This window comes from Bacillus sp. FSL R5-0560, assembly GCF_037966305.1.
Lineage (GTDB): Bacteria > Bacillota > Bacilli > Bacillales > Bacillaceae > Bacillus > Bacillus mojavensis.
Genome location: NZ_CP150195.1, coordinates 2,620,764 through 2,646,284 on the forward strand (window position 1 = coordinate 2,620,764; position 25,521 = coordinate 2,646,284).

27 protein-coding genes are annotated in these 25,521 nt (G+C 42.9%); 3 read left to right on the forward strand and 24 right to left on the reverse strand.

Going from position 1 to position 25,521, the window contains the following annotated elements:
* Positions 1-84: 84 nt before the first annotated feature.
* Entirely contained in the window at positions 85-339 is a 255-nt protein-coding gene (locus NST56_RS13920) for a DUF2624 domain-containing protein (protein ID WP_168748255.1), read from the forward strand.
* A 31-nt stretch (positions 340-370) separates the two neighbouring features.
* On the opposite strand, the gene NST56_RS13925 is transcribed toward NST56_RS13920, so the two are convergent.
* Positions 371-1,264: a deoxyribonuclease IV gene (locus tag NST56_RS13925; RefSeq protein ID WP_024122077.1), complete on the reverse strand. Its 894-nt coding sequence runs from the start codon at positions 1,262-1,264 to the stop codon at positions 371-373.
* 9 nt (positions 1,265-1,273) lie between these two features.
* Positions 1,274-2,590: a DEAD-box ATP-dependent RNA helicase CshB gene (gene cshB, locus NST56_RS13930; RefSeq protein ID WP_010334967.1), complete on the reverse strand. Its 1,317-nt coding sequence runs from the start codon at positions 2,588-2,590 to the stop codon at positions 1,274-1,276.
* A gap of 168 nt (positions 2,591-2,758) precedes the next feature.
* Here cshB and vrrA point away from each other — a divergent pair, with 168 nt between their 5' ends.
* Together vrrA and NST56_RS13940 are read left to right on the forward strand one after the other, a co-directional pair.
* Positions 2,759-3,466: a VrrA/YqfQ family protein gene (vrrA, locus tag NST56_RS13935; protein ID WP_168748257.1), complete on the forward strand. Its 708-nt coding sequence runs from the start codon at positions 2,759-2,761 to the stop codon at positions 3,464-3,466.
* A 123-nt stretch (positions 3,467-3,589) separates the two neighbouring features.
* Entirely contained in the window at positions 3,590-4,534 is a 945-nt protein-coding gene (locus tag NST56_RS13940) for a 4-hydroxy-3-methylbut-2-enyl diphosphate reductase (RefSeq protein WP_010334969.1), read from the forward strand.
* Positions 4,535-4,556: 22 nt separating this feature from the next.
* On the opposite strand, the gene NST56_RS13945 is transcribed toward NST56_RS13940, so the two are convergent.
* From NST56_RS13945 to floA, 22 genes are all read right to left on the reverse strand, one after another.
* Positions 4,557-5,678, reverse strand: coding sequence for a Nif3-like dinuclear metal center hexameric protein (locus NST56_RS13945; protein ID WP_268504975.1), 1,122 nt, complete (start codon positions 5,676-5,678; stop codon positions 4,557-4,559).
* Positions 5,671-6,339 carry a tRNA (adenine(22)-N(1))-methyltransferase TrmK gene (gene trmK / locus NST56_RS13950; RefSeq protein WP_244956503.1) on the reverse strand — a complete coding sequence of 223 codons (669 nt, stop codon included), beginning with the start codon at positions 6,337-6,339 and terminating at the stop codon, positions 5,671-5,673. Before trmK ends, NST56_RS13945 begins: the two co-directional genes overlap by 8 nt.
* A 241-nt stretch (positions 6,340-6,580) precedes the next feature.
* Positions 6,581-6,943 (reverse strand): cytochrome c550, encoded by a 363-nt coding sequence (gene cccA / locus NST56_RS13955; RefSeq protein WP_010334972.1) that lies wholly within the window; start codon positions 6,941-6,943, stop codon positions 6,581-6,583.
* A gap of 327 nt (positions 6,944-7,270) precedes the next feature.
* The gene (gene rpoD, locus NST56_RS13960) at positions 7,271-8,386 is read right to left on the reverse strand and encodes an RNA polymerase sigma factor RpoD (RefSeq protein ID WP_003226225.1); all 1,116 of its coding nucleotides are present in this window, start codon (positions 8,384-8,386) and stop codon (positions 7,271-7,273) included.
* Positions 8,387-8,585: 199 nt separating this feature from the next.
* A complete protein-coding gene (gene dnaG / locus NST56_RS13965; protein ID WP_339177222.1) occupies positions 8,586-10,397 on the reverse strand; it encodes a DNA primase in 1,812 nt (603 codons plus the stop codon).
* Between the two features lie 33 nt (positions 10,398-10,430).
* The gene (locus NST56_RS13970) at positions 10,431-10,925 is read right to left on the reverse strand and encodes a YaiI/YqxD family protein (RefSeq protein WP_029441368.1); all 495 of its coding nucleotides are present in this window, start codon (positions 10,923-10,925) and stop codon (positions 10,431-10,433) included.
* Between the two features lie 253 nt (positions 10,926-11,178).
* The gene (locus tag NST56_RS13975; protein ID WP_003237056.1) at positions 11,179-11,991 is read right to left on the reverse strand and encodes a pyruvate, water dikinase regulatory protein; all 813 of its coding nucleotides are present in this window, start codon (positions 11,989-11,991) and stop codon (positions 11,179-11,181) included.
* A gap of 25 nt (positions 11,992-12,016) precedes the next feature.
* The gene (gene ccpN, locus NST56_RS13980) at positions 12,017-12,655 is read right to left on the reverse strand and encodes a transcriptional regulator CcpN (protein ID WP_024122084.1); all 639 of its coding nucleotides are present in this window, start codon (positions 12,653-12,655) and stop codon (positions 12,017-12,019) included.
* A gap of 134 nt (positions 12,656-12,789) precedes the next feature.
* Positions 12,790-14,829, reverse strand: coding sequence for a glycine--tRNA ligase subunit beta (gene glyS, locus NST56_RS13985; protein WP_268445848.1), 2,040 nt, complete (start codon positions 14,827-14,829; stop codon positions 12,790-12,792).
* Positions 14,822-15,709 (reverse strand): glycine--tRNA ligase subunit alpha, encoded by an 888-nt coding sequence (gene glyQ / locus NST56_RS13990; protein ID WP_010334976.1) that lies wholly within the window; start codon positions 15,707-15,709, stop codon positions 14,822-14,824. The genes glyS and glyQ overlap by 8 nt, the downstream gene beginning before the upstream one ends.
* 296 nt (positions 15,710-16,005) lie before the next feature.
* A complete protein-coding gene (gene recO / locus NST56_RS13995) occupies positions 16,006-16,773 on the reverse strand; it encodes a DNA repair protein RecO (protein WP_010334977.1) in 768 nt (255 codons plus the stop codon).
* A gap of 36 nt (positions 16,774-16,809) precedes the next feature.
* On the reverse strand, positions 16,810-16,953 hold the full coding sequence (locus NST56_RS14000; protein ID WP_024122087.1) for a YqzL family protein: 144 nt from the start codon (positions 16,951-16,953) through the stop codon (positions 16,810-16,812).
* 143 nt (positions 16,954-17,096) lie between these two features.
* A complete protein-coding gene (gene era / locus NST56_RS14005; protein ID WP_010334979.1) occupies positions 17,097-18,002 on the reverse strand; it encodes a GTPase Era in 906 nt (301 codons plus the stop codon).
* Positions 17,983-18,393: a cytidine deaminase gene (locus NST56_RS14010; RefSeq protein ID WP_010334980.1), complete on the reverse strand. Its 411-nt coding sequence runs from the start codon at positions 18,391-18,393 to the stop codon at positions 17,983-17,985. The genes era and NST56_RS14010 overlap by 20 nt, the downstream gene beginning before the upstream one ends.
* Before the next feature lie 120 nt (positions 18,394-18,513).
* Complete coding sequence (locus NST56_RS14015) at positions 18,514-18,885, reverse strand: diacylglycerol kinase family protein (RefSeq protein WP_229146823.1); 372 nt, start codon at positions 18,883-18,885, stop codon at positions 18,514-18,516.
* The gene (ybeY, locus tag NST56_RS14020) at positions 18,866-19,339 is read right to left on the reverse strand and encodes an rRNA maturation RNase YbeY (protein ID WP_268445844.1); all 474 of its coding nucleotides are present in this window, start codon (positions 19,337-19,339) and stop codon (positions 18,866-18,868) included. The genes NST56_RS14015 and ybeY overlap by 20 nt, the downstream gene beginning before the upstream one ends.
* Entirely contained in the window at positions 19,340-21,475 is a 2,136-nt protein-coding gene (gene pgpH / locus NST56_RS14025; RefSeq protein WP_081720840.1) for a cyclic-di-AMP phosphodiesterase PgpH, read from the reverse strand. It lies immediately after the preceding gene.
* A 71-nt stretch (positions 21,476-21,546) separates the two neighbouring features.
* Positions 21,547-22,506: a PhoH family protein gene (locus NST56_RS14030; protein ID WP_268445842.1), complete on the reverse strand. Its 960-nt coding sequence runs from the start codon at positions 22,504-22,506 to the stop codon at positions 21,547-21,549.
* The gene (yqfD, locus tag NST56_RS14035) at positions 22,503-23,699 is read right to left on the reverse strand and encodes a sporulation protein YqfD (RefSeq protein WP_029441370.1); all 1,197 of its coding nucleotides are present in this window, start codon (positions 23,697-23,699) and stop codon (positions 22,503-22,505) included. Before yqfD ends, NST56_RS14030 begins: the two co-directional genes overlap by 4 nt.
* Positions 23,700-23,717: 18 nt before the next feature.
* Positions 23,718-23,999, reverse strand: a complete 282-nt coding sequence (gene yqfC, locus NST56_RS14040) for a sporulation protein YqfC (protein ID WP_010334985.1) — start codon at positions 23,997-23,999, stop codon at positions 23,718-23,720.
* A 55-nt stretch (positions 24,000-24,054) separates the two neighbouring features.
* Positions 24,055-24,480, reverse strand: coding sequence for a hypothetical protein (locus tag NST56_RS14045; protein WP_268451090.1), 426 nt, complete (start codon positions 24,478-24,480; stop codon positions 24,055-24,057).
* Between the two features lie 27 nt (positions 24,481-24,507).
* Positions 24,508-25,503 (reverse strand): flotillin-like protein FloA, encoded by a 996-nt coding sequence (gene floA / locus NST56_RS14050; RefSeq protein ID WP_268445838.1) that lies wholly within the window; start codon positions 25,501-25,503, stop codon positions 24,508-24,510.
* Between the last annotated feature and the right edge of the window lie 18 nt (positions 25,504-25,521).

A 25,521-nucleotide genomic window follows, 5' to 3' on the forward strand; every position in this document is an offset into this window, starting at 1 on the left:
TAGACTATGACTCTATTTTACCATGAAATGCTGACACATTTTATTGATTTGCCCATACATTATGTCTGAGAGGTGGAATGTTCGATGATATTATTTCAAAGAATTATTTTGCAGAGGCTCAATCAAGCCACTGCTGAAGATTTATTGAAGTACTCCAAGCAATACGGAATCAGTCTGACAAAACCGCAAGCAATTGAAGTAGCAAACCTGTTATACGGGAAAAATGTGAATATTTTTAATGAGCAGGAACGTACACGGCTGCTGAAACAAGTAGAATCCATTACTTCAAAAGAAACAGCCCAAACCGTTCATGAACTTTTCAAGCAATTCTCAAGCTGAAAAAAAGCGGGGGATTCAATCCCCCGCTTTTTTATTGCTGTAAAATCTTTTCGAGTAATGTGTTGTCAAATTGCTTTTCTTTCAGCATTTGAATCTCAAAACGGTACGGCGGTTTTTTGTTCTTTTTATCTTCACCGACATACGGCGTTTCAAGGATTTTCGGAATGTCTTTTAGCTGCTCATGATGAACGACATATTGCAATGCGTCAAATCCAATTTCCCCGAAGCCAATATTTTCATGACGGTCTTTTCTCGCGCCTTTAATATTTTTGCTGTCATTGATATGGAGCACTTTGATTCTGTCAATACCAACAATTTTATCGAACTCATTCAGCACTCCGTCAAAATCTTCGACAATATTGTAGCCGGCATCATGTGTATGGCATGTGTCAAAGCATACAGACAAATGCTCATTGTGTGTAACGCCATCAATAATTTGCGCAAGCTCTTCAAAGCTTCTGCCGCATTCAGACCCTTTGCCTGCCATTGTTTCTAATGCAATCTGCACATTTTGATTCGGATCAATGACTTCATTTAAGCCTTCAATAATTTTCTTAATGCCTTCCTCGGCTCCCGCGCCAACATGAGCACCCGGGTGAAGGACGATTTGCTTTGCGCCGATAGCAGCTGTCCGCTCAATTTCAGAGCGGAGAAAATCAACACCAAGCTCAAAAGTAGCCGGATTGACCGTATTGCCAATATTAATAATATAAGGCGCGTGTACGATAATCTCGTCGATGCCGTTTTCCTGCATGTGAGCGCGGCCGGCTTCTATATTTAAGTCTTCAATTTTTTTTCGGCGCGTATTTTGCGGCGCGCCTGTATAAATCATAAACGTGTTCGCCCCGTAAGAGACTGCTTCCTGACTCGCAGCCAGAAGCATATGTTTTCCGCTCATAGAGACGTGTGAACCTATTCTCAACAACCGGTTCCCCTACTTTCTTTTTTTAGATTGATTTCTTCGCTGTTTTTTCTTAATTTTCTCCATCTCGTAGCTCATTTTCTTTTTATATCCGGGCTTAACCTTCTTCGGCTTTTTCACGAGACGATGGGCGATTTCATCTGCTTCGTTCGGCGTCTTTTTACGCTTTTGGCGGCGCTGGCGGTCATCGCCTTTTTTCCATTCGCCTTTTTCAATCTCCAGGTAATCAAACTCAATGCCCATTTTCTCAAGCTTCACCAATGCATCCTCATCAGAAAGCTCATAAATTGTCATGGCCTGTCCTGAAGAACCCGCGCGCGCTGTTCTGCCCACACGGTGAACATAAAAATCAAGATCATCCGGCAGCTCATAGTTGATGACATGGCTGACACCTTTAATATCAATGCCTCTTGCGGCGAGGTCAGTTGCAATTACATAAGTGAATTCCAAATCATTAATCTGCTTCATGACTTTTTTACGCTCACGAGGCGTTAAGCCGCCGTGCAGAAGTCCGATTTTCATCCCTTTGTCCATCAAATATTTGGCGATATGGTCGGCATTGTTTTTCGTATTAGCAAACACAATGCCTAAGTAAGGGGTCAGATTAGACATGATATCAAAAAGAAGCTTGTCCTTATCACGGTGCTTTGAAGGAATAAGAATATGCTCAATTTTCGCAGCAGTGACCTGTTTAGGCTCCACGTGGGCGTATTTCGGGTTTTCCATGTATTTTTTCAAAAACGGTTTCAGCTTTTCCGGAATCGTTGCAGAGAACACAAGCATCTGCAGATCCTCTGGCATACGTGAACCAATGTAATCAACGTCTGCAAGGAAGCCCATATCCAGCATTAAATCCGCTTCATCAATAACAAGAGACTCAGCTTTATGAACACTTAATGCCTGTTCTTTGATTAAATCCGCAATCCGTCCCGGCGTTCCGACGACCAGATGCGGCTGCGTTTTCAGTTTATCAATGGCTTTCTGCTTATCTGTGCCTCCGATAAAACATTTGGAACGGATCGAATCACCTTCAGCACCCTGAGTGATTTTCAGCGCTTCCTGATGAATCTGGTTGGCAAGCTCGCGCGTCGGAGCCGTAATAACCACCTGAACGACATCCTTAGCAGGATCAATTTTATTTAACAAAGGAAGTAAGTAAGCGTGAGTCTTTCCGGTTCCAGTCTGAGACTGTCCGATGACGCTTTCTTTTTTTAATACAGCAGGAATCAGCCTTTTTTGAATATCAGTCGGTTCATAAAAACCAAGGCGATGTACTGCATCTATAATAAACGGTTTCAATTCATACACATCAAATTTAGTTTCTTTCATTTTTCCCAGCTCCTTAAAGCGGCACATTATGTGTCCATCATCACATTATACCCGATTTCCCTTAAAAACACCACGTTTGGAAGGCGTTTGTTTTATTCAGATAAGGAAAGCAAATACCGAAACCCATGCATATTGTAATAGCAGAGAGAGCTGAAAGGAGGTACAAGTATGTTTTCACAGCAGCAGCCAATGAGAAACTATCCGCAGCCCGGTCCGCCCCGCCCTATGCAAAACCAGCGCATGATGGGAAGAACAGCGCCTGAAATGCGAAGACCTTCATTTGGTCCGCCTCAGCAAAGTTTCCAGCAATCAGGGCAGCAATTTCTTCCACAGCCAAACGCCGGAGCAAGAAATGGGGCGGGCACAGGCTTAAAAGGGATGCTGTCCAAATTTTTACCCGGCACAGGAGGCACAGGGGCGCCCGGAGCAGCCGCAGGCGGAGGAGCAGGTCTGCAGGGCATTCAAAATCTCGCCAATCCGGCATCGTTATCCAGTATGCTCGGCAATGTGCAAAAAGTGCTCGGCATGGCGCAGCAAGTCACCCCTATGATTCAGCAGTACGGACCCTTAGTCCGCAACCTGCCGGCAATGATAAAGCTTTACAGTCAATTAAGCAAAAACGATGATACAGAGGGCACTGAAGAAGAAACGAAGACAGAATCAGAAGATAATACAGAAACAGAAAAGAAAGCTGCGTCAAACGAATCTGGTGAAAAAGAAAAATCAAAAGCAAGCAGACCATCATCTGCAAAAAAAACAGCAGCACCGGACTTAAAGGAACAAAAATCAAAAACATCTGTTTCACAGAAAAAGGAAACGCCCTCTCCTTCCTCGAAAAAAACATCCGGCAGTTCTAAGCCGAGATTATATATTTAACATTCTTTGATATCTGGAGTGAGATTGGCTATAATGGAGATCAGAAGATTGCAAGATTAGAGCCGTTTGATTACGGCTTTTTATATTGCCTTTACTCACTTCTGTATTGGAGGACAACCGAAAATGGACGTAATTAAAATTTCGCCGCGCGGTTATTGCTATGGTGTTGTTGACGCTATGGTAATCGCTAAAAACGCGGCACTGGATAAAAGCTTGCCAAGACCCATTTATATACTCGGGATGATTGTTCATAATAAACACGTCACTGATGCGTTTGAGGAAGATGGCATTTATACATTGGACGGCGCTAATCGACTGGACATCCTGAAGCAGGTTGAAAAAGGAACTGTCATTTTCACAGCGCACGGCGTTTCTCCCGAGGTTAGAAGAATCGCTGAAGAAAAAGGATTAGTCGCTATAGACGCTACATGTCCGGATGTTACGAAAACCCACAACTTAATCTTAGAAATGAAAGAAAAAGGATACCACGTGATCTATGTCGGCAAAAAAGGCCATCCGGAGCCGGAAGGAGCGGTTGGCGTAGCGCCTGATATCGTTCACTTGGTTGAAACACCGGAAGATGTCAAAAATCTCGATATCCAAGCTGAAAAATTGATCGTAACAAACCAAACGACAATGTCTCAATGGGATGTTCACGATATTATGGAGCTCGTGAAGGAAAAATATCCTCACGTTGAATATCACCAAGAGATTTGCCTGGCTACTCAGGTGCGGCAGGAGGCTGTATCGGAGCAGGCGAAAAAAGCGGACCTAACGATCGTTGTCGGCGACCCAAAAAGCAATAATTCAAACCGGCTCGCCCAAGTGTCTGAGGAAATAGCCGGGACAAAAGCGTACCGAATCGGCGATCTCAGCGAATTAAAACTGGAATGGCTTAAAGGCGTAAATACCGTCGCCGTTACTGCCGGAGCTTCAACACCGACGCCGATCACCAAAGAAGTGATTCGCTTTTTAGAACAGTTCGATCATGAAGACCCATCAACTTGGACAATCGAACACAATGTTCCGCTCAAAAAAATCCTTCCAAAAGTGAAAGCAAAAAACTGAGGCCCTCACAGCCTCAGTTTTTTTATAGAAAAGTAAATGGATTTGTATCCGTTTCGGAAATAAAGATATTGACGTCTGCTTTTTTATCCTTACACATTGACGTCAGTTTTTTTACAACGCCTTCTTTCATGATTTTTTCAGCGTAATGGCCTGGATCAATAACATTCAGACCAAGCATCATCGCATCATGGGCAACATGGAAATATAGATCACCCGTGACGTAAACATCTGCGCCTTTCCGTTTTGCCTGATGGATATACTTGTTCCCGTCTCCTCCGAGAACAGCTACTTTCTTCACCATGCTGTCAGCCTGTCCCACCATTCTGACGCCGTTCACTTGAAGCTTGTCTTTTACAAACAAAGCAAATTCCTGAAGCGTCATTTCATTTTTAAGTGTTCCGACACGGCCTAGCCCTTTTTCGGCTGATGACTGCTCGACAGGATAAATATCATAAGCGACTTCTTCATACGGATGGCTTTTTATCATTGCGTTTATAACGGCTTTTTCTATGCTTTGAGGAAACACAGTCTCCAGTCTGACTTCATGTACGAGCTCAAGCTCTCCAACCTCTCCGATAAAAGGCTGTGCTCCGTCCAATGGCTTAAAGCTGCCAATGCCCTCAGATGAAAACGCACAATGGCTGTACTCACCGATATGGCCTGCCCCCGCATTTCCCAGAGCGCCTCTGACCTGTTCTTCATATTCTTTCGGCACGTATACGACGAGTTTTTTGAGAGGGTCAGTATAAGTAGGCACCAATACTTCAGTTCCACTCAGCTCCAAGGCCTCAGCAAGCAAATCGTTTACACCGCCGTCCGCAACATCTAGGTTAGTATGAGCCGCATACACGGCGATGTCATGCTTCAAACACTTTTCAATCAGCCTTCCGCCGGGCTGATCAGTTGAAATATGCTTTAGCGGCCGGAAAATAGGAGGATGGTGTGCAATGATTAAATCAACATCCTTTTCAATCGCTTCATCGACGACGCTTTCCAATACATCCAGCGTAACCATCACATTTTTAACTGGTTTATTTAAACTGCCGATTTGCAGACCGATTTTATCACCCTCAACTGCATAGGCTTTTGGAGAAAATTGTTCAAACAGCTGAATGACTTGCTGTCCGTTTACCGTTTTAGCCATGATCGATAACCTCCTTTAATAGCTCCATTCGATCGGTTAGTTCGTTCAATTTCTTTTTGTTATCTTCAGATGTCGCAGCACGGCTGATCTGTTCATATATGTTTTGAGTATGCTGGAGCTCTTGTGTCCATTTTTTCAAAAATACAGCATTCTTTTCTTTTGCCAAAAATGGGCCTACGAGCATTCCTGCCGGCAAAGAAATTCCTGCATAAGCTGCATCTCTGTCTCCCGTTTCGGCGACAAGCACCTCATAGCACTTCCCGTCCTCCTCAAGAATCACTTCATCAATAAGTGCGTACCCTTCTTTATACAGCCATTCTCTAATATGAACGGCATGAATATTCGGCTGTAAAATAAGCCGTTCTTTACCTGTCAGTTTTTCTTTGCCTGCTTCTAAAATATGAGCGATCAGTGACCCGCCCATTCCGGCAATTGTTATGGCGTCAGCCTCACCTTTCTGAAGCACTTCAAGGCCGTCTCCTTGTCTTACCGTTATGTGTGCGCTTAAACCCGATTTGTCGACCTGCCGTTTGGCAGACAAGAATGGACCGTCTGTTATTTCTCCAGCAATAGCTTTGCTCGCTTTATGATTCAGCACCGCATAACAAGGAAGGTAAGCATGGTCAGAACCAATATCCGCTACTACCGCTCCATCCGGTATGTACTCCGCTACTGTTTGTAATCGTTTTGATAATTTTAATTCGTTCACTTGTCATCACAACTTTTCTCAATCATTTTTTCCTTTTCTATCATATAAAAAATCAGCCCGGAATCCAAGCTGAGCGAATGATTTTCAGTTTATTTCTTTGCAGGAACAAAATCAGTATGGAATAGGACAAAAATAAAAGGCTGTCGAGAACATCTCGGCGGCCTGAGAACGTATAAGGAGAAAGATACATCCTTTATTTAATTTTAGACACCCATTCTGCCATGTCATCAAGCTTATCAGCCGGAACAAGACCGGAAGGCATTCCATTACCGCCCTTTTCAATCTTTGTTTTGATTTCAGCGACATCCTTCTTATCCCCTACACCTTTTAAACTCGGACCAGAAACTCCTTCATAATTTTCCCCATGACAGGTAATACAATTTGCCTTGTAAATGTCTTCCGGTGAAGCGTTTGCATCATCTTTTTCAGCAGACTTGCTTTCTCCTCCGCTCGCAATCTCGCGAGAGTCATCAAGCCCCTTTACTGATAAAAAGAAAGTCAGACCAATACCTAAAACAGCGATCAGTAAAAATGGAATAAGCGGATTCCATTTCATTTCCCTTCCCCCTTTATGATCCTTCCCCCTATGTAAACACTTCTAATTCTAACTTATTTTTACAAAAAGTAAATGGATTGGCATACAAAAGTTTTTTATTCACACTTTATACAAAATTAAATCAAAACATGCCTATTTCTCTAACATTCCTTTTATTCTATTGTATAATGTATTGTATACGCTTACAATAGAAAATATGGATTGGTATATTGAAATTTTTCATCGCAATGTTCATTTGCAAATGACATCATTTTTCAGTAAAATAAAGACATATTATCCATATATCTTTTTAAAAAAGAAGAACGGATCTGCAAGACCCGTTCCATCTTATTCTAGAAAATCTTTCAAACGTTTACTTCTGCTAGGATGTCTTAGTTTCCGCAGCGCTTTCGCTTCGATTTGTCGAATACGCTCTCTCGTAACTCCAAATACCTTGCCGACCTCTTCCAATGTTCTTGTACGTCCGTCATCAAGACCGAATCGAAGCCGCAATACATTTTCTTCACGATCTGTTAACGTATCAAGCACGTCTTCAAGCTGCTCTTTCAATAGCTCGTATGCCGCATGATCTGAAGGTGAAGTAGCCTCTTGATCTTCGATGAAATCACCAAGATGGGAATCATCCTCTTCACCGATCGGTGTTTCAAGAGACACTGGCTCTTGTGCTATTTTTAAGATTTCACGTACTTTTTCAGGTGTTAGATCCATGTCTTCCGCAATTTCTTCAGGTGTTGGCTCTCTGCCTAAGTCTTGCAATAGCTGACGCTGTACGCGGATTAATTTATTAATGGTTTCAACCATATGAACGGGGATCCGGATCGTTCTCGCCTGATCGGCAATGGCGCGTGTAATCGCCTGTCTGATCCACCACGTAGCATACGTACTGAATTTATAACCCTTACGATAATCAAATTTCTCAACGGCTTTCATCAGACCCATGTTACCTTCTTGAATCAGATCAAGGAACAGCATTCCGCGTCCGACGTACCGTTTGGCGATGCTGACAACAAGCCGCAGGTTCGCTTCGGCCAATCTGCGTTTGGATTCTTCATCACCTTCTTCAATTTTTTGCGCATAGGCGATTTCTTCCTTTGCAGAAAGAAGGTTAACCCGGCCGATTTCCTTTAAATACATACGTACTGGGTCGTTGATTTTGACACCAGGCGGTACACTTAGGTCATTAAGGTCAAATTCTTCTTCGGCTTTGGCAAGCTGCTGAATATTAGGATCTTCTGTTTCTTCATTCTCACTAATTAATTCAACACCTTGTTCACCTAAAAATTCATAATACTCATCCATTTGGTCTGACTCAATCTCAAAGCTGGACATACGCTCAGCAATTTCTTCATATGTCAAAACGCCACGTTTTTTACCAGACTCAGTTAATTGTTCTTTCACTTGGTCGAATGTTAATTCTGTTTCGTGGGTTTGTTTATCAGCCATTATGGATCCCTCCTTCCAAAGCTTGCAACGAATTCTAAAAGCGGTATGATTCTTATTCGGTCCATTCAGGCGTTTTCTATGTGAACTGCCTTTAACAATGTGCGAATAATGAAATGACAATTCATGATGAGGTCAAGCGATCTATTTGCTCCTCCGCAAGGAATCATTGCCAATAAAAGCTCCTCATCAGTTGTCCCTGTTATTTTAAAGATCGGTTCAATGTAACGATTTCTTGAGCCAGAGATGCGGCTCTCAAAAAATCTTTTTGCCTTTCGGCTTCGGCTCTTTCCGCCTCTTTTTCTTTTATCATTGACCATTTTCTGTGATTCAACACTTTTTTCACATAATCTGATAACTCGGCCTCGCTGAGTTCTTGATTAATCTGAAGCATTAAAATATCAGACAATACCTGGCTTATATGATCATCCGTCACCCTGGCCATAAGATGCTGAGGCGTCAGCTCGGCACCCTCTTCATATAAAGCGTACAGATAGGCGGCCAAAGCGCGGTGTTCATCAATATTAAATTCAAACCCGACCCGGTCAATGACTTTTTTTATGACGCCCCTGTCACGAAGCATATGCGCCAGTAAAAGCCTTTCTGCATTTTCATACGCCGGGCGCAGCCGTTTTTGCCTTGCCTTAGTTGTCAAATGCGCTCTTCTTGTTTTCGTTTCACCGCTGCTGTCAGCAGGTTTGTATTGCCTGCCGAATACAGTCAGCTGCTCAGTTAATGACTCCTGGGAAATCGAAAATTCGGAAGCAAGCTGTTTCACGTAGACTTCCTGTTCAAGTGATCCTGACAGCGCGCTGATTTCTTTAAGCACTTCTTTAATGTAGGCTAATCGATCGCCTTCATCGGACAGGTTCTTTCCTTTCCGGAAATATTGCATTTTAAACGCCATCACCGTAACGCTTGCATCGACAATGTCGTTTTTGAATTTTTCTCCGCCGTACTGTTTAATGTAATCGTCAGGGTCCAATCCGTCAGGGATCATAGCGACTCTGACTTTACAATCTTTTTTCTGAAGAAGCTCTGCAGCTTTCAAGGTGGCTTCATATCCGGCTTTATCAGAGTCATAGCAAAGAATGATCTCCTCCACGTTTCTTCTCAGAATCTTTACATGATCATCTGTCAGAGACGTTCCCATCGTCGCTACACTCTCTTTTACGCCTGAGTTTACCGCTGATATGACATCGGCGAATCCCTCGAATAAGACAGCTCTTTCCTGCTTTCTGATATGAAGGCGGGCCTTGTGAAAATGATAAAGCAGCTTGCTTTTATGAAAAAGCGGCGTTTCCGGGCTGTTCATATATTTTGGCTGCTGGCTGCCAAGCGCTCGGCCTGAGAAAGCCACAACAGCTCCATGATGGTCATGGATCGGAAACATGATCCGGTTTCTGAAACGGTCAAAATATCCGCTTCCGTCTTCGCGTCTAATGAGCAGCCCCGCTTTTTCCATTTGAGTTTCACTGAAGCCTCTCTTGGCGAGAAATTTCGTTATGAAGTCCCAAGAATCAAGTGCATAGCCAATCTGAAATTCATCAATCAGCTCTTTCGTAAACCCTCTTGCAAGCAAATAATCCAGCGCATCCTGGCCTTCCTTTGTATTTATTAACAAATGATGGTAAAATTTCTTCAGAAGCTCATGAGCCTCCGCCATTTTTTGTTCTCCGGAGGATTCTGGCCGGACTGCGGTGTGAACCGTTATATCATCTGGAAAATCAATGTGGTATTTGTCCGCAAGGTGGGAAACCGATTCAGCAAACGAATAACCCTCCATCTGCCTCAAAAAGGAGAAGACATTGCCACCCGCTCCGCAGCCGAAGCAATGAAAAATCTGTTTGTCTGGCGATACGGAAAACGAAGGTGTGCTTTCTCCATGAAAAGGACAGAGTCCAAAGTAGTTTCGGCCTTGCTTCTTTAATTGAACATAATCACCTATGACTTCAACGATATCTGCCGACTTTTGCACCTTGTCTACAATTTCATCTGGTATCCGATTTCCCATCTTATAACACTCCGTCGTACATTATTCGATGTTTTAGTGCAAAATCCCTTCATCGTTCGACAGGATTTTTTGCAGCAGCATAACAAATCGTTCTCGATCTTCATGATTCAATTTTTTAGGCCCTTTGGCATATATGCCTTTTCTCCTTTGTTTGCCGGAAACATGACGGCCTTCAAGGGCAAAATCAATCGTATCTTCCTTGTAAAGACGTCCTCTCTCCGACATGACAGTGACGTTCCTGTTCAGAAGCAGGGACGCTAAACCAATATCCTGCGTCACCACGACATCTCCCGGTTTTACATGATTTGCGATATATAAATCAGCAGCTTCTTTATGAGGATCAACATACTTCCATTTTTCTTCCTGACTTCTGGAAAGCTGGTAATGTTCAAATGAAGCGACAAAAAGAACTTGAACTTCATAATCGGATGCTGTTTGTAAAATTTCGTCTTTTACAGGACAAGCATCAGCATCGACAAAAATCGTCTTTTCTTTTTCATTAAGAAGAGTAATTCTCCATCCCTCCATTAAACTCCTGCATAAAAGCAAGCAAAATCGCACACCCTGCAAAAATGCGGGTGTATTTGAATTTGTCGAAAAATTTCCGGGAGAAATTCTTGACATCTTACCCATAATAGTTTATTCGTATCACACGAACCTTAAACCTAAAATTAATCATTTTATCACAATTTTTTATTATAATACAAACTTCACAAAGATGCTATTGTTTTTCATTATTCCCTTTTGGCAAAGTCAAAAACCCAGGATAGAGCGTCCTGAGTTACATGTTTTTCGTTTTGAGATGATGGATAATATTTGCTGTTTCTTCTACTGCTTTATTTGAAACATCTACAACCTGGCAGCCGATTCGATCCACGATCTTTTCGAAATATTCCAATTCCTCTTTTATTCTGTTGATATTTGCATAAATGGCCTTGTCATTGAGGCCAAGTGATTTTAACCGTTCTTTTCTGATATGATTCAGTTTATCCGGACTGATCTTCAGGCCGATGCATTTTTTCGGGTCAACATTAAAAAGCTCTTCCGGCGGGTCAACCTCCGGAACAATCGGGACATTGGCAACCTTCAGCCGCTTGTGGGCAAGATATTGCGATAACGGTGTTTTAGAGGTTCTCGATACACCGATCAAAACGATATCAGCTTTTAAAATGCCTCGTGGGTCACGCCCATCATCGTATTTAACAGCAAACTCAATAGCTTCGACCTTTTTGAAATAATCTTCATCAAGCTGGCGGACCCGTCCCGGTTCATACTTCGCCGTTAAACCGTAGGCTGTTTCCATTTTATCAATTAACGGGCCGATAATATCATAATATAAGACATTTGCTTTTTCCGCTTCGGCAATCAAATATTCTCTTATTTCCGGCACCACAAGTGTAAAACAGATAATGCCTCCATCTGCTTTTGCAAGCGAAATCACTTCATTGATAGTGCCAATGTCTTCAACATAAGGAATTCTTCTTACATGTGTATCGTCTGCTGATCCGTTAAATTGGCTTAATGCAGCTTTGACTACCAATTCAGCCGTTTCACCGACGGAATCCGATACGACATAGATGATGCGGTTATTCATATTATCCCCCCGTTAGTCTGCGCTCTTATAGGATTTCATTTTCTGATAAACTGACAAGTATTTTGGTCATATTCGTTTTCGTCACTCTGCCGATCACTTCATATCCTTTATCGGTATCTTTGATGACAGGCAGCGCATCGATTTGTTTTTCAATTAAGTGCTTTGCAATGTCCATCACATAATCCTCGCGTCTGCACACTGTAATATTCGGCATTCTAGTCATAATAATGTGCACAGGGACAGAAGTAAGCTCCTGCTGGCCGATGCTGGCTCGTAGTAAATCCTTTCGTGAAAGCACTCCGACTAAAACAGCATCACGGTCCACTACAAACAGAGTACCTACATCTTCTAAAAACATGGTGCAAATCGCATCATATACAGAAACGTTTTCGTGAATAACGACGGGGATAGATTGAAAGTCTTTCACCTGAAGCTTTTTCAGTTTATCTGCCAGCAGCTGCGTACCGGTTTTTCCAGTATAGAAATAACCGACTCTCGGGCGCGCCTCAAGGAAACCTGACATGGTGAGTATGGCTAAATCAGGACGCAGTGTTGCTCTCGTTAAATTCAGCTGTTCGGCAATATGCTCCCCTGTAATCGGTCCGTTTTCTTTTACAATCTGCAAAATATGTTCTTGCCGTTTATTTAGTTCGATCGTACTCACCACCTTTTCACTTCATATCTATGTAAAGAGAATAATAAACCATATTATAACGTAAATGCTCTGTAATCAAACAAAAAAACGTTTAAATGGGGAAAAGACGATTACCGATCACACAGCAACCGCCTTTTCTCTCTTTATTTTACAATAAGGGCATTCATATTAGCAAAGGACTTGATCTGATCCGCCAAATTTACCATTTGCGCTAATCGGTTTGCCTTTAATGCCTCGTTATCAGCAATAACCATCGTATGGTCGAAATAAGCATCGATCGGTTCCTTCAAGGCTGCAAGTGAAGAAAGTGCCGCCTCATAATCTTTTTTGCTGAAGCTTTCCTGCAGATTTTGTTTAGCAGTTTGATAAGCTTCGTACAGCTTCGCTTCGTATTCATTTTCGAACAATTCAGGCTGAATATCCCCGCGAACTCCTTTTTTGCTGATAGAGATCACTCGGCCTAAAGCTTCAGCTGTTTCTTTAAAGCCCGGGGCACCCAGTTTTTGTTCCAGCACTTGCGCTTTGTGGAGCGCTGAATACGGCTCAAGCTCAGAGCTTTCCAGCACGGCATCTATTACATCATGTCTGATCTGCTCCGCATTTAAGACGTATTTTAGACGCTGAGTGAAGAAATCTAACAGTTCGGTTTCTTTTTCCGTTTGTACGAAAGTCAACAGCTCTTCAAACGAAATGCCCCAGTTCCGGTCAAGCAGAATCGCAACAATACCGCTCGCTTGGCGGCGCAAGCCGTAAGGATCCTGTGAACCAGTCGGAATGACACCAATAGAGAAGAAGGATGCGATTGTATCCAGCTTATCCGCCATTGCCACGACTGCCCCAGTGAAAGTGGAAGGTGTTTCTCCGCCTGCGGATCTAGGCATATAGTGTTCGTTGACAGCCGCAGCTACAGCATCATGTTCGCCAAGCATTCTCGCATACTTTTCACCCATAATTCCTTGAAGCTCAGGGAACTCATATATCATATGTGTCACAAGGTCGAACTTAGAAATTTCAGCAGCACGTTTCACGTGTTTTAATGTATCTTCATCAGCTTGAAGACGGACAGCAAGCTTCTCTGCGATCGCTGTTACTCTTCTTACCTTATCAGCGAGAGAGCCAAGCTCTTCATGGAACACAATGTTTTCAAGCTTCTTCACATTTTCATCAATGTTCAGCTTCTGATCTTCCTTGTAGAAGAAGGAAGCATCGGATAAACGTGCACGCAGCACTTTCTCATTGCCTCGCGCGACATTTTCGATCGCGTGGCTGTTTCCGTTACGGACTGTGATAAAGTAAGGAAGCAAATCTCCGTTCTTGTCTTTAACAGGGAAATAGCGCTGATGCTCTTTCATTGTCGTTACAAGCACTTCCTCAGGAATGGACAGAAACTCAGATTCAAATGAGCCGTAAAGAGCCGTCGGATACTCTACTAAATGATTGACTTCATCAAGGAGGTCTTCGTCAACCGGAATACTCCATTTGTTTTCTTCGGCCATTGCTTCCAGCTGCGATTGAATCATCTGTTTGCGAACATTTGGATCAGCAATCACATGCTGCTCTTTCAGCTGTTCTTCATAACTTGAAGGCGATTCAATAGACACTTCATGCCCCAGGAAACGGTGCCCCTGTGTCGTCCGGCCTGACTCCACATTTGTGATTGCAAACGGAATGACATCCTGGCCAAATAAAGCGACAATCCATTTAATCGGACGGATATAACGCAGATCTTCATTTCCCCATCTCATGTTTTTCGGGAAATGAAGGCTTGTAATTAAGCTGTTCAGTTCAGGCAGAAGTGTTTTGGTTTCTTGGCCTGCTTGGAATTTTTGCACAAAAACATATTCTGTGCCTTTTATTTCTTTCATGTACAAGTCTTCCACGCTGGCACCTTGCCCTTTTGAAAACCCAATCGCCGCTTTTGTCCAGTTGCCGTCAGCATCAAGAGCGATTTTTTTTGCAGGCCCTTTTGCTTCTTCTTTTATATCATCCTGCTTTTCTGCTACACCCTTTACGAAAACAGCAAGGCGTCTCGGTGTATTAAAAAGCTTCACTTCACCGTGTGCGATATTTTTTTCTGCAAGCCAGCCTGTCAGCTTTTCGCCAAGCTGAACCATGCTTTCATTCAAAAAGCGCGCCGGCATTTCCTCTAATCCGATCTCTAAAAGTAAATCCTGTTTACTCATGAGAAGAACCCTCCCCTTTAAGCATTGGGAACCCTAGTTTTTCTCGTTCCTCATAATAGGTTTTTGCGACTTTTCTTGCTAAATTCCGCACTCTTCCGATATAGCCTGTCCGCTCTGTAACAGAGATTGCCCCTTTGGCATCAAGAAGGTTGAATGTGTGCGAGCATTTAAGCACGTAGTCATATGCAGGATGCACAAGACCGTTATCCATTTGCTTGATCGCTTCTTTTTCATACGTGCTGAATAATTGGAACAGCATATCAACATCAGATGTTTCAAATGTATAAACGGAATGCTCGTACTCAGCCATCATGAATAAATCTTTCACGGTAAACCCTGACGTCCACTCAAGATCAAATACATTTTCTTTATCCTGAATATAAGATGCCAGACGCTCAATTCCGTATGTAATCTCAACGGAAACAGGCTTACACTCGAGTCCTCCAACCTGCTGGAAATACGTGAATTGTGTAATTTCCATTCCGTCAAGCCATACTTCCCAGCCAAGACCCGCACAGCCTAAAGACGGATTTTCCCAGTTATCTTCAACGAAACGGATGTCATGCTCAAGCGGATCAATTCCGAGAGCGCGCAAAGAGTCTAAATACAGCTCTTGAATGTTATCAGGTGACGGTTTAATGATGACCTGAAATTGATGATGCTGATAAAGTCTGTTCGGGTTTTCTCCATATCGGCCATCAGCTGGGCGTCTTGACGGCTCAACGTAAGCCACTTTCCACGGCTCAGGACCGATACTGCGCAAAAATGTATACGGGCTCATCGTGCCGGCCCCTTTTTCTACATCGTATGCCTGCATGAGCACACAGCCTTCATTGGACCAATGCTTCTGCAGGGTTAGAATCATGTCTTGAATATTCATTTCAAGCACCTCCACTTTTCTTTCATAAAATTGCTGCGGCAGCAACCAAAAAACTCCCGTCTCTATGCTTGCCAGCCGCAAACATAGGGACGAGAGTTCTCCCGCGGTTCCACCCTAGTTGCTGAGAACCAAATCCCAGCCTCTTTTTTAAAATTGCTCAAGAATGCCTTTCGTTGCGTGCTCATCCTTAGCTTACACCGTCCTAAGGTCGCTTTTATGAGGTATACGCAAGTACTTCTTTCTCTCACTGCAACATATTTTATAATAAATGATCATATAAAAAGATGGGCCAGATGTCAACTTTTGTTTTCACCCATAAGATGTTTCATGCTCTCCATTTGATCTAAAAAGCGCTTCGATTTCAGATAAACTCCTGAATATTCTTCGTAGTACAAGTCAATAACTTGCTTTACTTCATCTTTCGTTTCCTGCTTTAAGGATACATTGCCAATCCTTGAAAGATCAAAGTAATAAAACAATCTCAATAGCCTTGCCGTTTGCGGTTTAATCGGCACCTTGTAAGGGTCTTTGTCAAAGCAGCGGTGGCAAATAAAACCGTTATCGCGAACAGAAAAATGGAATGTCCCATCCTGGCTTTTACAATGCACACAGTGATTAAGCTCAGGATACAGTCCCATCACAGCAAGCATCTTCATTTGAACAATGAAGGTAATAACATCCGGGTCTGTTCCTTCATCAAGCTGTTTAAAGGATTCTAAAATAAATTCAAACAAATAGGGATTTGGTTTTTTTTCTTCTGTGCCTTTGTCAACGAGCTCGGCAATAAAAGCTGCATATGCAGTTAAAAACAAATCCTCTCTGATGCCTCTCATGCTGAGAATCATTTCACCCTGCTGAAGGGTTCCGAGGCCTGTTGTTTTCTGCATTAAAAATGAACCATATAAAAAGGGCTGGCTGACTGCTGATAAACGGCTGTTCGGTTTTTTGGCTCCTCTGGCCATAACACCTATTTTTCCGTGTTCTCTTGTCAGTAAAGTAACTATTTTATTCGTCTCTCCGTAATCATTGGTACGAAGAACGATTCCTTCACATTTTGTCAGCATTTCCGCACCTTCCTAAAACAGGAGCGGTCAAGAGGTCTATAAAATTGGAAAATCAAATCGGGCTAGCTCATCTTCTAGTTCTTCGGGTCTTTCCATGTTCTCTTTTTCCAGTTCTTTAAAAAGAAGATACGTATCAACATTTCCTGTTTGAGAAAATACGTTCCAGGTAAAATTCAACACAAGAAACCCACCTTTCTGTAGTTAAACTAGCTTACCTAAACTCCAAATTCTTACCTTTATCTTGACCAGATGTCCTCCATTTCATGTTAAACAAAATTTGCTAAGTTATCCCTGTTCATGTGAGATAATGACACAGCAAGAGATTAATATTCATCCTCTTTAAAGCCGAAGTCGCGAAGCTGGGACATTTTGTTACGCCAGTCTTTCTGCACTTTTACCCATAATTCAAGATAGACGCGAGAACCTAAGAGGGCCTCAATATCCGCTCTCGCTCTTTTTCCGACTTCTTTCAGCAGGCTGCCTTTTTTACCGATGACAATGCCTTTTTGAGAATCACGTTCGACTACAATTGTTGCCGCCACGTGCACGGATCCGTTGTCCTGTCCTTTAATCGATTCGATGCTTACCGCAATGCTGTGCGGGATTTCTTCCCTTGTCAGATGCAGCACCTTTTCCCTGATCAACTCAGAAATAATAAAGCGCTCCGGATGATCGGTCACCTGATCACTTGGATAAAACTGCGGCCCTTCAGGCAAATAGGCTTCAATCTGCGCCAGCAAGGTTTCAATATTATTTCCCTCTAATGCAGAGATCGGAACAATTTCCTTAAAAGGATATCGCCCGCGGTATTCGTCAATTAGCAGAAGCAATTGATCAGGATGGATTTTGTCAATTTTGTTTACGATTAAGAAAACAGGTGTCGAGGTATTCTGCAATTTCTCAATAATGAACTCGTCGCCCTTGCCGTAACCTTCCTCAGCATTGATCATAAATAAGATCAAATCGACTTCTTTCAATGTATTTTGCGCCACTTTCATCATAAAGTCCCCAAGCTTATGCTTAGGCTTATGAATTCCTGGTGTGTCAATAAAAATTGTTTGCGATGTGCCTGTCGTTAAAACCCCTTGCACCTTATTTCTCGTTGTTTGGGGTTTATCACTCATGATGGCGATTTTTTGGCCGATCACTCTGTTCAAAAAAGTAGACTTACCTACATTTGGTCTTCCGATAATGGATACAAATCCTGATTTAAAGCTTTCGTTCGTCATGTAAATCCTCCGATGAAAATGCGCCTGGCAATAATTCTTCTGCAGTCATTTCTTTTATTTGTCCTTGTAAATTGGTCAGCACGACAACAACGTCCTTTGTGCAGAGCTCAGAAATCACCTGTCTGCAGGCTCCGCACGGTGATACTGGTCCCGGGGTGTCAGCAGCTACTGCCAGCATCTGAAACTCAGTATCGCCTTCAGAAACAGCTTTAAACAAAGCGGTACGCTCAGCGCAGTTGCACATGCTGTATGCCGCATTCTCTATATTGCAGCCTCTGTACACTTTTCCATCTTTGGTAAGAAGAGCGGCTCCTACTTTAAACTTGGAATACGGTGCATATGCCATGTCACGCGCTTTTAAAGCTTCTGTTATCAATTCCTGTCTGTTCATGTGTACATGTTCCTCTCTTACCTATAATGGTACCGCTATCACTTTATATTTTACATAATAGCGCTCCTTTTTTCACGCCCATTTCTAAAAATGTAAAATAAATGTAAGAATTTTCAGCCATTACAGCTTTGGCAAAAAAATAAGTAAACCAATAATACACGAAATCACGGCAAAAACGCAAACAGCCCCGGCAGCAGCGTCCTTAGCCGCCTTCGCAAGCGGGTGATGTTTATCTGTTACTAAATCAACCGTGTGTTCAATAGCTGTATTTAAAAGCTCTAGCGAAAGCATTCCGCCGATCAAAAGAAAAATAATAGCCCACTCTGTCAAGCTGAGATTAACGAGGAAACCGCAAATGATAACGGCGCAGGCAGCCGCGGCATGAAATTGAAAATTCCGCTCCGTCCGCGCCGTTTTCCATATGCCCCGCCCTGCGTGCACGAAGCTCATTAGGAATCGCTTCAGCTCATTTCTATGATCTCTTGAGTCCATAGGCGTCCAGCAAATCCTTTTGCTTAGTAAACATCTCCTCTTCTTCCTCTTTCGTCATATGGTCATATCCTAAAAGATGCAGGAATCCATGTACCGCTAGAAAGCCAAGCTCTCTCTTGAAAGAATGGTTATATTCTTCGGCCTGCTCTCTTGTACGATCTGCACTGATGATAATGTCACCTAAAACCGGCGGCATCTCAGCACCGACAATTTCAACTTCATCTTCTCCCTCTTCTTCAAGAGCAAATGAAATGACGTCTGTCGGCGTATCCTTTCCCCGATACTCTTTATTGATCTGCTGAATGTCTTCATTGGTAACGATCGTGACAGAAACCTCAGCCTGATCCTGAACTCCTTCGCGCTCAGCGGCAAATTGAAGCAGATTTTCTACTTCTTTAAGCATCTCGTCAGAGACACTTCCGGTTTCATCTACGATATCAATCAGTAAACTCATCTATTTCACCTTCTTAGTAGCCTCCGGATATTCAATCCGGGAGTGGAAAATTCCTTTTAATGTTGCACAAAGCGTTTTTGCGATTGTATCAAGCTCTTTAAATGTCAAATCGCATTCACTAAACTGTCCGTCCTGAAGCTTATCGGATATAATGCCCCGGACAAGCTTTTCAATTCGTTCAGGATTTGGATTATGCATCGATCTGACAGCGGCTTCGACACTGTCTGCCACTGATATAATCGCGGCTTCTTTTGACTGCGGCTTCGGCCCCGGGTAACGGAATTCTTCCTCTGTAATCTGATCGCCTTTTTCCTTCGCTTTATAATAAAAGAATTTCAAAAGAGAAGTCCCGTGGTGCTGCTCAGCAATATCCACAAGCTCCTTTGGAAATTTATAGCTCCTCAGCATATTCGCCCCGTCAGTGGTATGCGAAATAATGATATTTTTACTGAGCTGCGGAGAAAGCTTATCATGCGGATTGTCAATATTCATTTGATTTTCAATAAAATACTGCGGCCGCTTTGTTTTCCCAAGGTCGTGGTAATACGCACCGACTCTTGCAAGCAAACCATTTGCCCCTACCGCCTCGCAGGCGGCCTCTGACAAATTAGCGACCATGACGCTGTGGTGATATGTACCTGGTGTTTCTGTCAGTATTTTTCGAAGCAGCGGATGGTTAGGGTTGGATAGCTCAATCAGCCTCATTGTGGACAAAATGCCGAAACCTGTCTCAAAAAACGGCATAAGCCCGATAATTAATACAGAGGAAGCAAAGCCCGACACAACTCCCATCAGCATGAGCGTCCCGATTTCCAGACCTGACAGCGCGGTGTTTTGAATCAATAATAGAGATAGAACCACAATCATATTGATAAACGCCACAAAAAGTCCAGTCTGCAATATTTTTGATCTGCCATTGTGTTTTCCTAAAAACAGGACACCAGAAATACCGCTAATCAAATAATAAATACCAATGACATAATTAAATGTTCCTGTCACACCTTGATTAAACATCATACTTCCGCAAATCGCAAGAATGATACTTCCTAAAATGGCGATTCGCTCATTCATCAGCAGCTTGATTAAGATCGCGCCGGCCGCAATGGGGACAAGATAGCCAATATTGTTATATTCCATCTTTTGAAATAAACTGACAACCTCCATAATAACAAGTAAAAGCGTTGTAATAATGGAGAATAATAAGATCGACTTTTGTTTGAATTTCAGATTTTGATTCTGTTTTTCGAAATAGTAAACAAGTGTAGCTATGAAAAGCCCAATCATAATCAATAGACCGCTGATCGGCTTGAACAAATTGGAGTTATTTAATAATCCGGTCAGCTCGAGTTTTCTATATACTTCCCGATCAATGAGGTCATTTTCTTCCACGAGCACCTGCCCCTGTTTGATCTGAACCTGCTGAACATTGTCTGACGCTTCCTGGCGCTTTGCCTCTGTTGCTTTCGGATCAAAGACGTAATTCGGAATGATGGCGTAACGCCCGATTTCCGTGGCGGCTCCCAAATATTTGGACGGAATAGAATTACTCTTCAGTTCTTTTTCCACTTTATCTTTTGCTTCAGATAATTTATCCGACGGGATTTCACTGCTCATCACTGAGTTTACTGCTGTAATGACAGTATCTCTGACAAATGAAAAATCTTCATGGTCCGCCTTCAGCAAAGTCTTGATGGCTTCCTCTGATATAGAATCATTCACATCTGACGTCAGCTTATTCTTCACCGACTTAATCATTGATTTTTCTGATGGTGAACTGCTGTCTTCTTCTGCTGAGTTTTTCACTTCACTAATACTGTCAAATATCGATGAAACAAGATCAATTCGATTGTCTGTATAATCCTTCTTTAAGGTATATTGATCTTCGACCGCATCCTCAGCAGCTTGCTTTTTTTCCTCTGTCGCTTTTTGATCTTCCACGGTTGCCGGAGCATAAATGGTCTTGTCGCTGACTGAAAACAGGTCTAAATCAAGCGATTCCGGCTTCACATGTACAAAAAGCAATGCGAACATAATCGCAGCCAGCAGAAGATACAGCAGTACATGCATGGAGCGTGCATTTTTAAAGCCGCGCCACTTTGTTGAGCCGCTTTTGGTCTTCCCCTTCTTTTTCAACACAAGAACCTCCTCTAGAAAATCAAGCTGATAAGCAAAAATGACCCGATAACGCGCGATCGGGTCATTCAGGATTAATTTTGCTTATCGTATGCTTCAATAATTTTCGCAACAAGCGGATGTCTGACCACGTCTGTCTGGTCCAGTTCAATCACAGAAATGCCGTCGATTTCTTTCAGCATCTCTCTCGCTACTGCAAGTCCCGATTTGACGCCTTTCGGCAGATCAATTTGGCTAACGTCACCTGTAATGATCATTTTAGAGCCAAAACCCAGTCTCGTCAAAAACATTTTCATTTGGGCAGGCGTAGTGTTCTGTGCTTCATCAAGTATAACATAGGCATCATCAAGCGTCCGGCCTCTCATATAAGCGAGCGGAGCGATTTCAATAACTCCTCTTTCCAGCAGACGTTCTGTATGATCTGTTCCAAGCACATCATGAAGAGCGTCATACAGCGGGCGCAAATAAGGATCTACTTTCTCTTTCAGGTCACCTGGTAAAAAACCGAGGCTTTCACCGGCTTCTACGGCAGGTCTTGTTAAAATGATTTTTTTAATGTGTCCGTTTTTCAATGCGTGGACTGCTTTTACGACAGCAAGATACGTTTTTCCGGTTCCAGCCGGGCCAATACCGAATACAAGATCATTTCGTTTCATGGCTGCTACGTATTCCCGCTGTCCCATGGTTTTCACACGGATCGATTTGCCTTTTGCGTTTTTTGTAATTTCTTCTTCATACATGCTTTCAAAATATTCAAGCTCATTCTTTTTTGCCATCTTGATGGCGTAAATCACATCACGTTCAGAGATCTCTATCCCCTTGCGAATTAATGCGAGAAGTGATCCCAGCAGCCTGTCGGCAATCTGAAACGATTCTTCACCGCCTGAAATATAAATCGTTTCGCCTCGCGTAATGATATTTACATCCAGATCTTTCTCCATCAGTGTCAAAAAAGAATCTTGATTCCCGAACAGTGAAAGCGCCTCGTCCGGGCTTTTCAGTTTTTGATTAATCGCAAGTAAATGTTCTGTCATTCTTCAGTCTCCCTGACAATAGGTGTGGTTTGAACGATATCTTCTATAACTTGGTAGAGAATAATCAACTTTACTTTACCATTCTCGACTGTCTGGTGCAAAACTTTTTCACTTTTCACCTCGCCGTCCTCGCCTATTTTATTCTCTACATCCCGTTTACCCATTTTGATTCCTTCTTGAACTGCTTCTTCTTCGGTATATTTTCGCAAAGCCTCTTCACTTTCTCTCGTTTGCTCTTTGATATAAGAAACAGGGAGCTCCAAACCGAGAAAATGAAGCGAATGCTTCTCTTGTTCTGTTTTTGGATGTTTTAATTCCTCTTTTTTAAACGTCATTCCCCAGATCGGGAAAGCCCATGAGCCAAAAGAAAGCTTGTGCTTTGTCCTTACTTTGCCCGTATAGACGTTAAATAATGTTTCAAGTGGCACTGTTACTTCAGATCTGTACCAGGTCTCACCGTAAATTTCAGCTTTAGAGGCGACTTCCTGCTGCTCATCTTCGCTTCCAATTAAGCCGGAGACAAGCATTTGTCCCTTTTCCACATGATCATGAATTGCGGCCATGGGCTGTCCTTTCTGCACAAACATTCTTGTAATGGTTGCTTTCTTTTTGGCGACAATGTGGCGCGGACTGGCATACTTTTCTTTTTCCGGCTCATTTTTCTCCACAACTTTCATACGGATGGTCGTGCCTTTCAAATCGACTCCGACCCAAGTGATATTGTCTATTCCGTTGGTTAACGATTTTTGTATTTTTTCGGGAGACTGCATTAAAAACTGCAATCGCCCTTTTTGGACGCCTATTCCCTTCAGATGCTGCATCATTTGGTGCTCCGTTTCAGGCTTTGCGCCAGTCACTTCAATTTTCCACACCATATTGGAGAGCAAAAATAAAAGGATAAAAAAAAGCGCAAAACCAATGGTAAATCCTAAATTCAGCTTGGATTTCAGCAATAAGAACGGGAATCCTTTTCGATTGATAAAACGGGCTTTACAGTCAAATTCTCTCCTAACACGCCGAAAGGCATGTACATCCTGAAGCTGTATATATAACAAGACGGCTTCTTTCTTTTTTTTCAGATGAAAGATCGGAATCCCTCTTCTTGTGCATTCATTAAGGAGCCGTTCAATGCCTCGTCCCGTCACTTCAAGCTGGACCTTACCCTCAAAAAAAGACAGCCATTTATTTTTCACAACATTTCCCCCTCGGCTTTATGACTCAACATATCGAACGACATCAATCGTACCCTCCAAAAGTATTTCTTCCGGAAGAATCGCTTTGATCACAAAGTTTTCTCCTGATATGATGCACTGGCCCTGCTTCAGCATCAGCCTCACTTCATTCTCACTGAACAGCAGAAGGCCTCTGTGGTTTTCTATGTAGATATGAAGTCTGCCGACCATTGTTATCCGCGGCAGATCCATCATAACGTCCGGGGGAATTTCCAATGCTCTTGTCAGCCAAGCTTTTAAACGATTCTTTCTATGCCCCATACAAAAAGAACCCCCTTTCATCTCATATGTATGATTTGAAAGAGGGTTCTAACACTTAATTTTTGCGGGCTGCACGCATTGTGTGATGAGGTTTTTTTGCCCTTGGCGGACCGAATACTTCGCCTAAGACAATGCCTTGCACCACAGTGTCTTTATTGACCTGTAGCAGTTTTTGCTTGGTGTACACCGCTTTATTTTTGGCGGCAGTAAGATCCCGCTCAAGCCCTTTCAGGTTTCTTTCTGTTTCCTTTCGTCTTTCTTCAGCTTCTTGTCTCATCTGTTCCAAGCGGTTTGGAATAGGAGCAGGCGTTTCTTTAGCTGATTGTTTATTCTGAACAGAAGCAGGTTTCATGGTCTGAGGCTTTTCTCTTTTTTGATTTTGATTGTTTTTTTCTTCTTCTTTTTTCACTTTGCCGAAAATCGTGGAAATAATTCCGATAATCACTGCAATAACAAGCGGATTCGTCAGTATATCTTCCATCAATATTCTCCCTTCTGCATAGAGAGATTATGATTTGCGGTCTTCATCCGATTGGTCTTTCGTTAATTTACCGAATGAATCACGCATATCTGTGTCTGCATCAATGTTTTTAATATTCATGTAGTCCATGACGCCGATATTTCCTTCGCGAAGCGCTTCGGCCATCGCAAGCGGCACTTCCGCTTCGGCTTCAACCACTTTAGCTCGCATTTCTTCTACACGTGCGCGCATTTCCTGTTCTTGAGCAACAGCCATTGCACGGCGTTCTTCGGCTTTGGCCTGCGCAATATTTTTATCGGCCTCTGCCTGATCCGTCTGCAAGATCGCCCCGATGTTTTTACCAATGTCAACATCAGCAATATCAATCGAAAGAATTTCAAAGGCTGTTCCTGAATCCAGGCCTTTACCGAGAACCGTTTGAGAAATCATATCAGGGTTCTCCAGCACTTTTTTGTGGTTTTCGGATGAACCGATTGTAGAGACGATCCCTTCGCCTACACGGGCTACAATCGTTTCCTCACCCGCACCCCCGACGAGGCGGTCAATATTGGCTCTTACTGTAATTCTCGCTTTCGCCTTCACTTCAATTCCGTCCATGGCAACACCCGCAATAAATGGTGTTTCAATGACCTTCGGATTAACGCTCATTTGCACGGCTTCCAATACATCACGGCCGGCAAGGTCGATGGCAGCACAGCGTGCAAATGTAAGCTCAATATTGGCGCGCTGAGCTGCAATAAGTGCGTTAACGACTCTATCTACATTCCCTCCGGCAAGATAGTGGCTTTCAAGCTGGTTTGTTCCAACGTCGAGTCCCGCTTTATGCGCTTTAATTAACGGATTAACCACCCGGTTCGGTATGACGCGGCGAAGCCTCATCCCTACTAAAGTGAAAATGCTGATTTTAACTCCGGCTGCTAAAGCTGAAATCCAGAGCATAACTGGTACAAATGTAAAAAATACAGCTAAAACAATGATCCCTACTACAACAATAGCCAGTATCATTAATGTTGATGGGTCCATGCTACTTCTCCTCGTTTC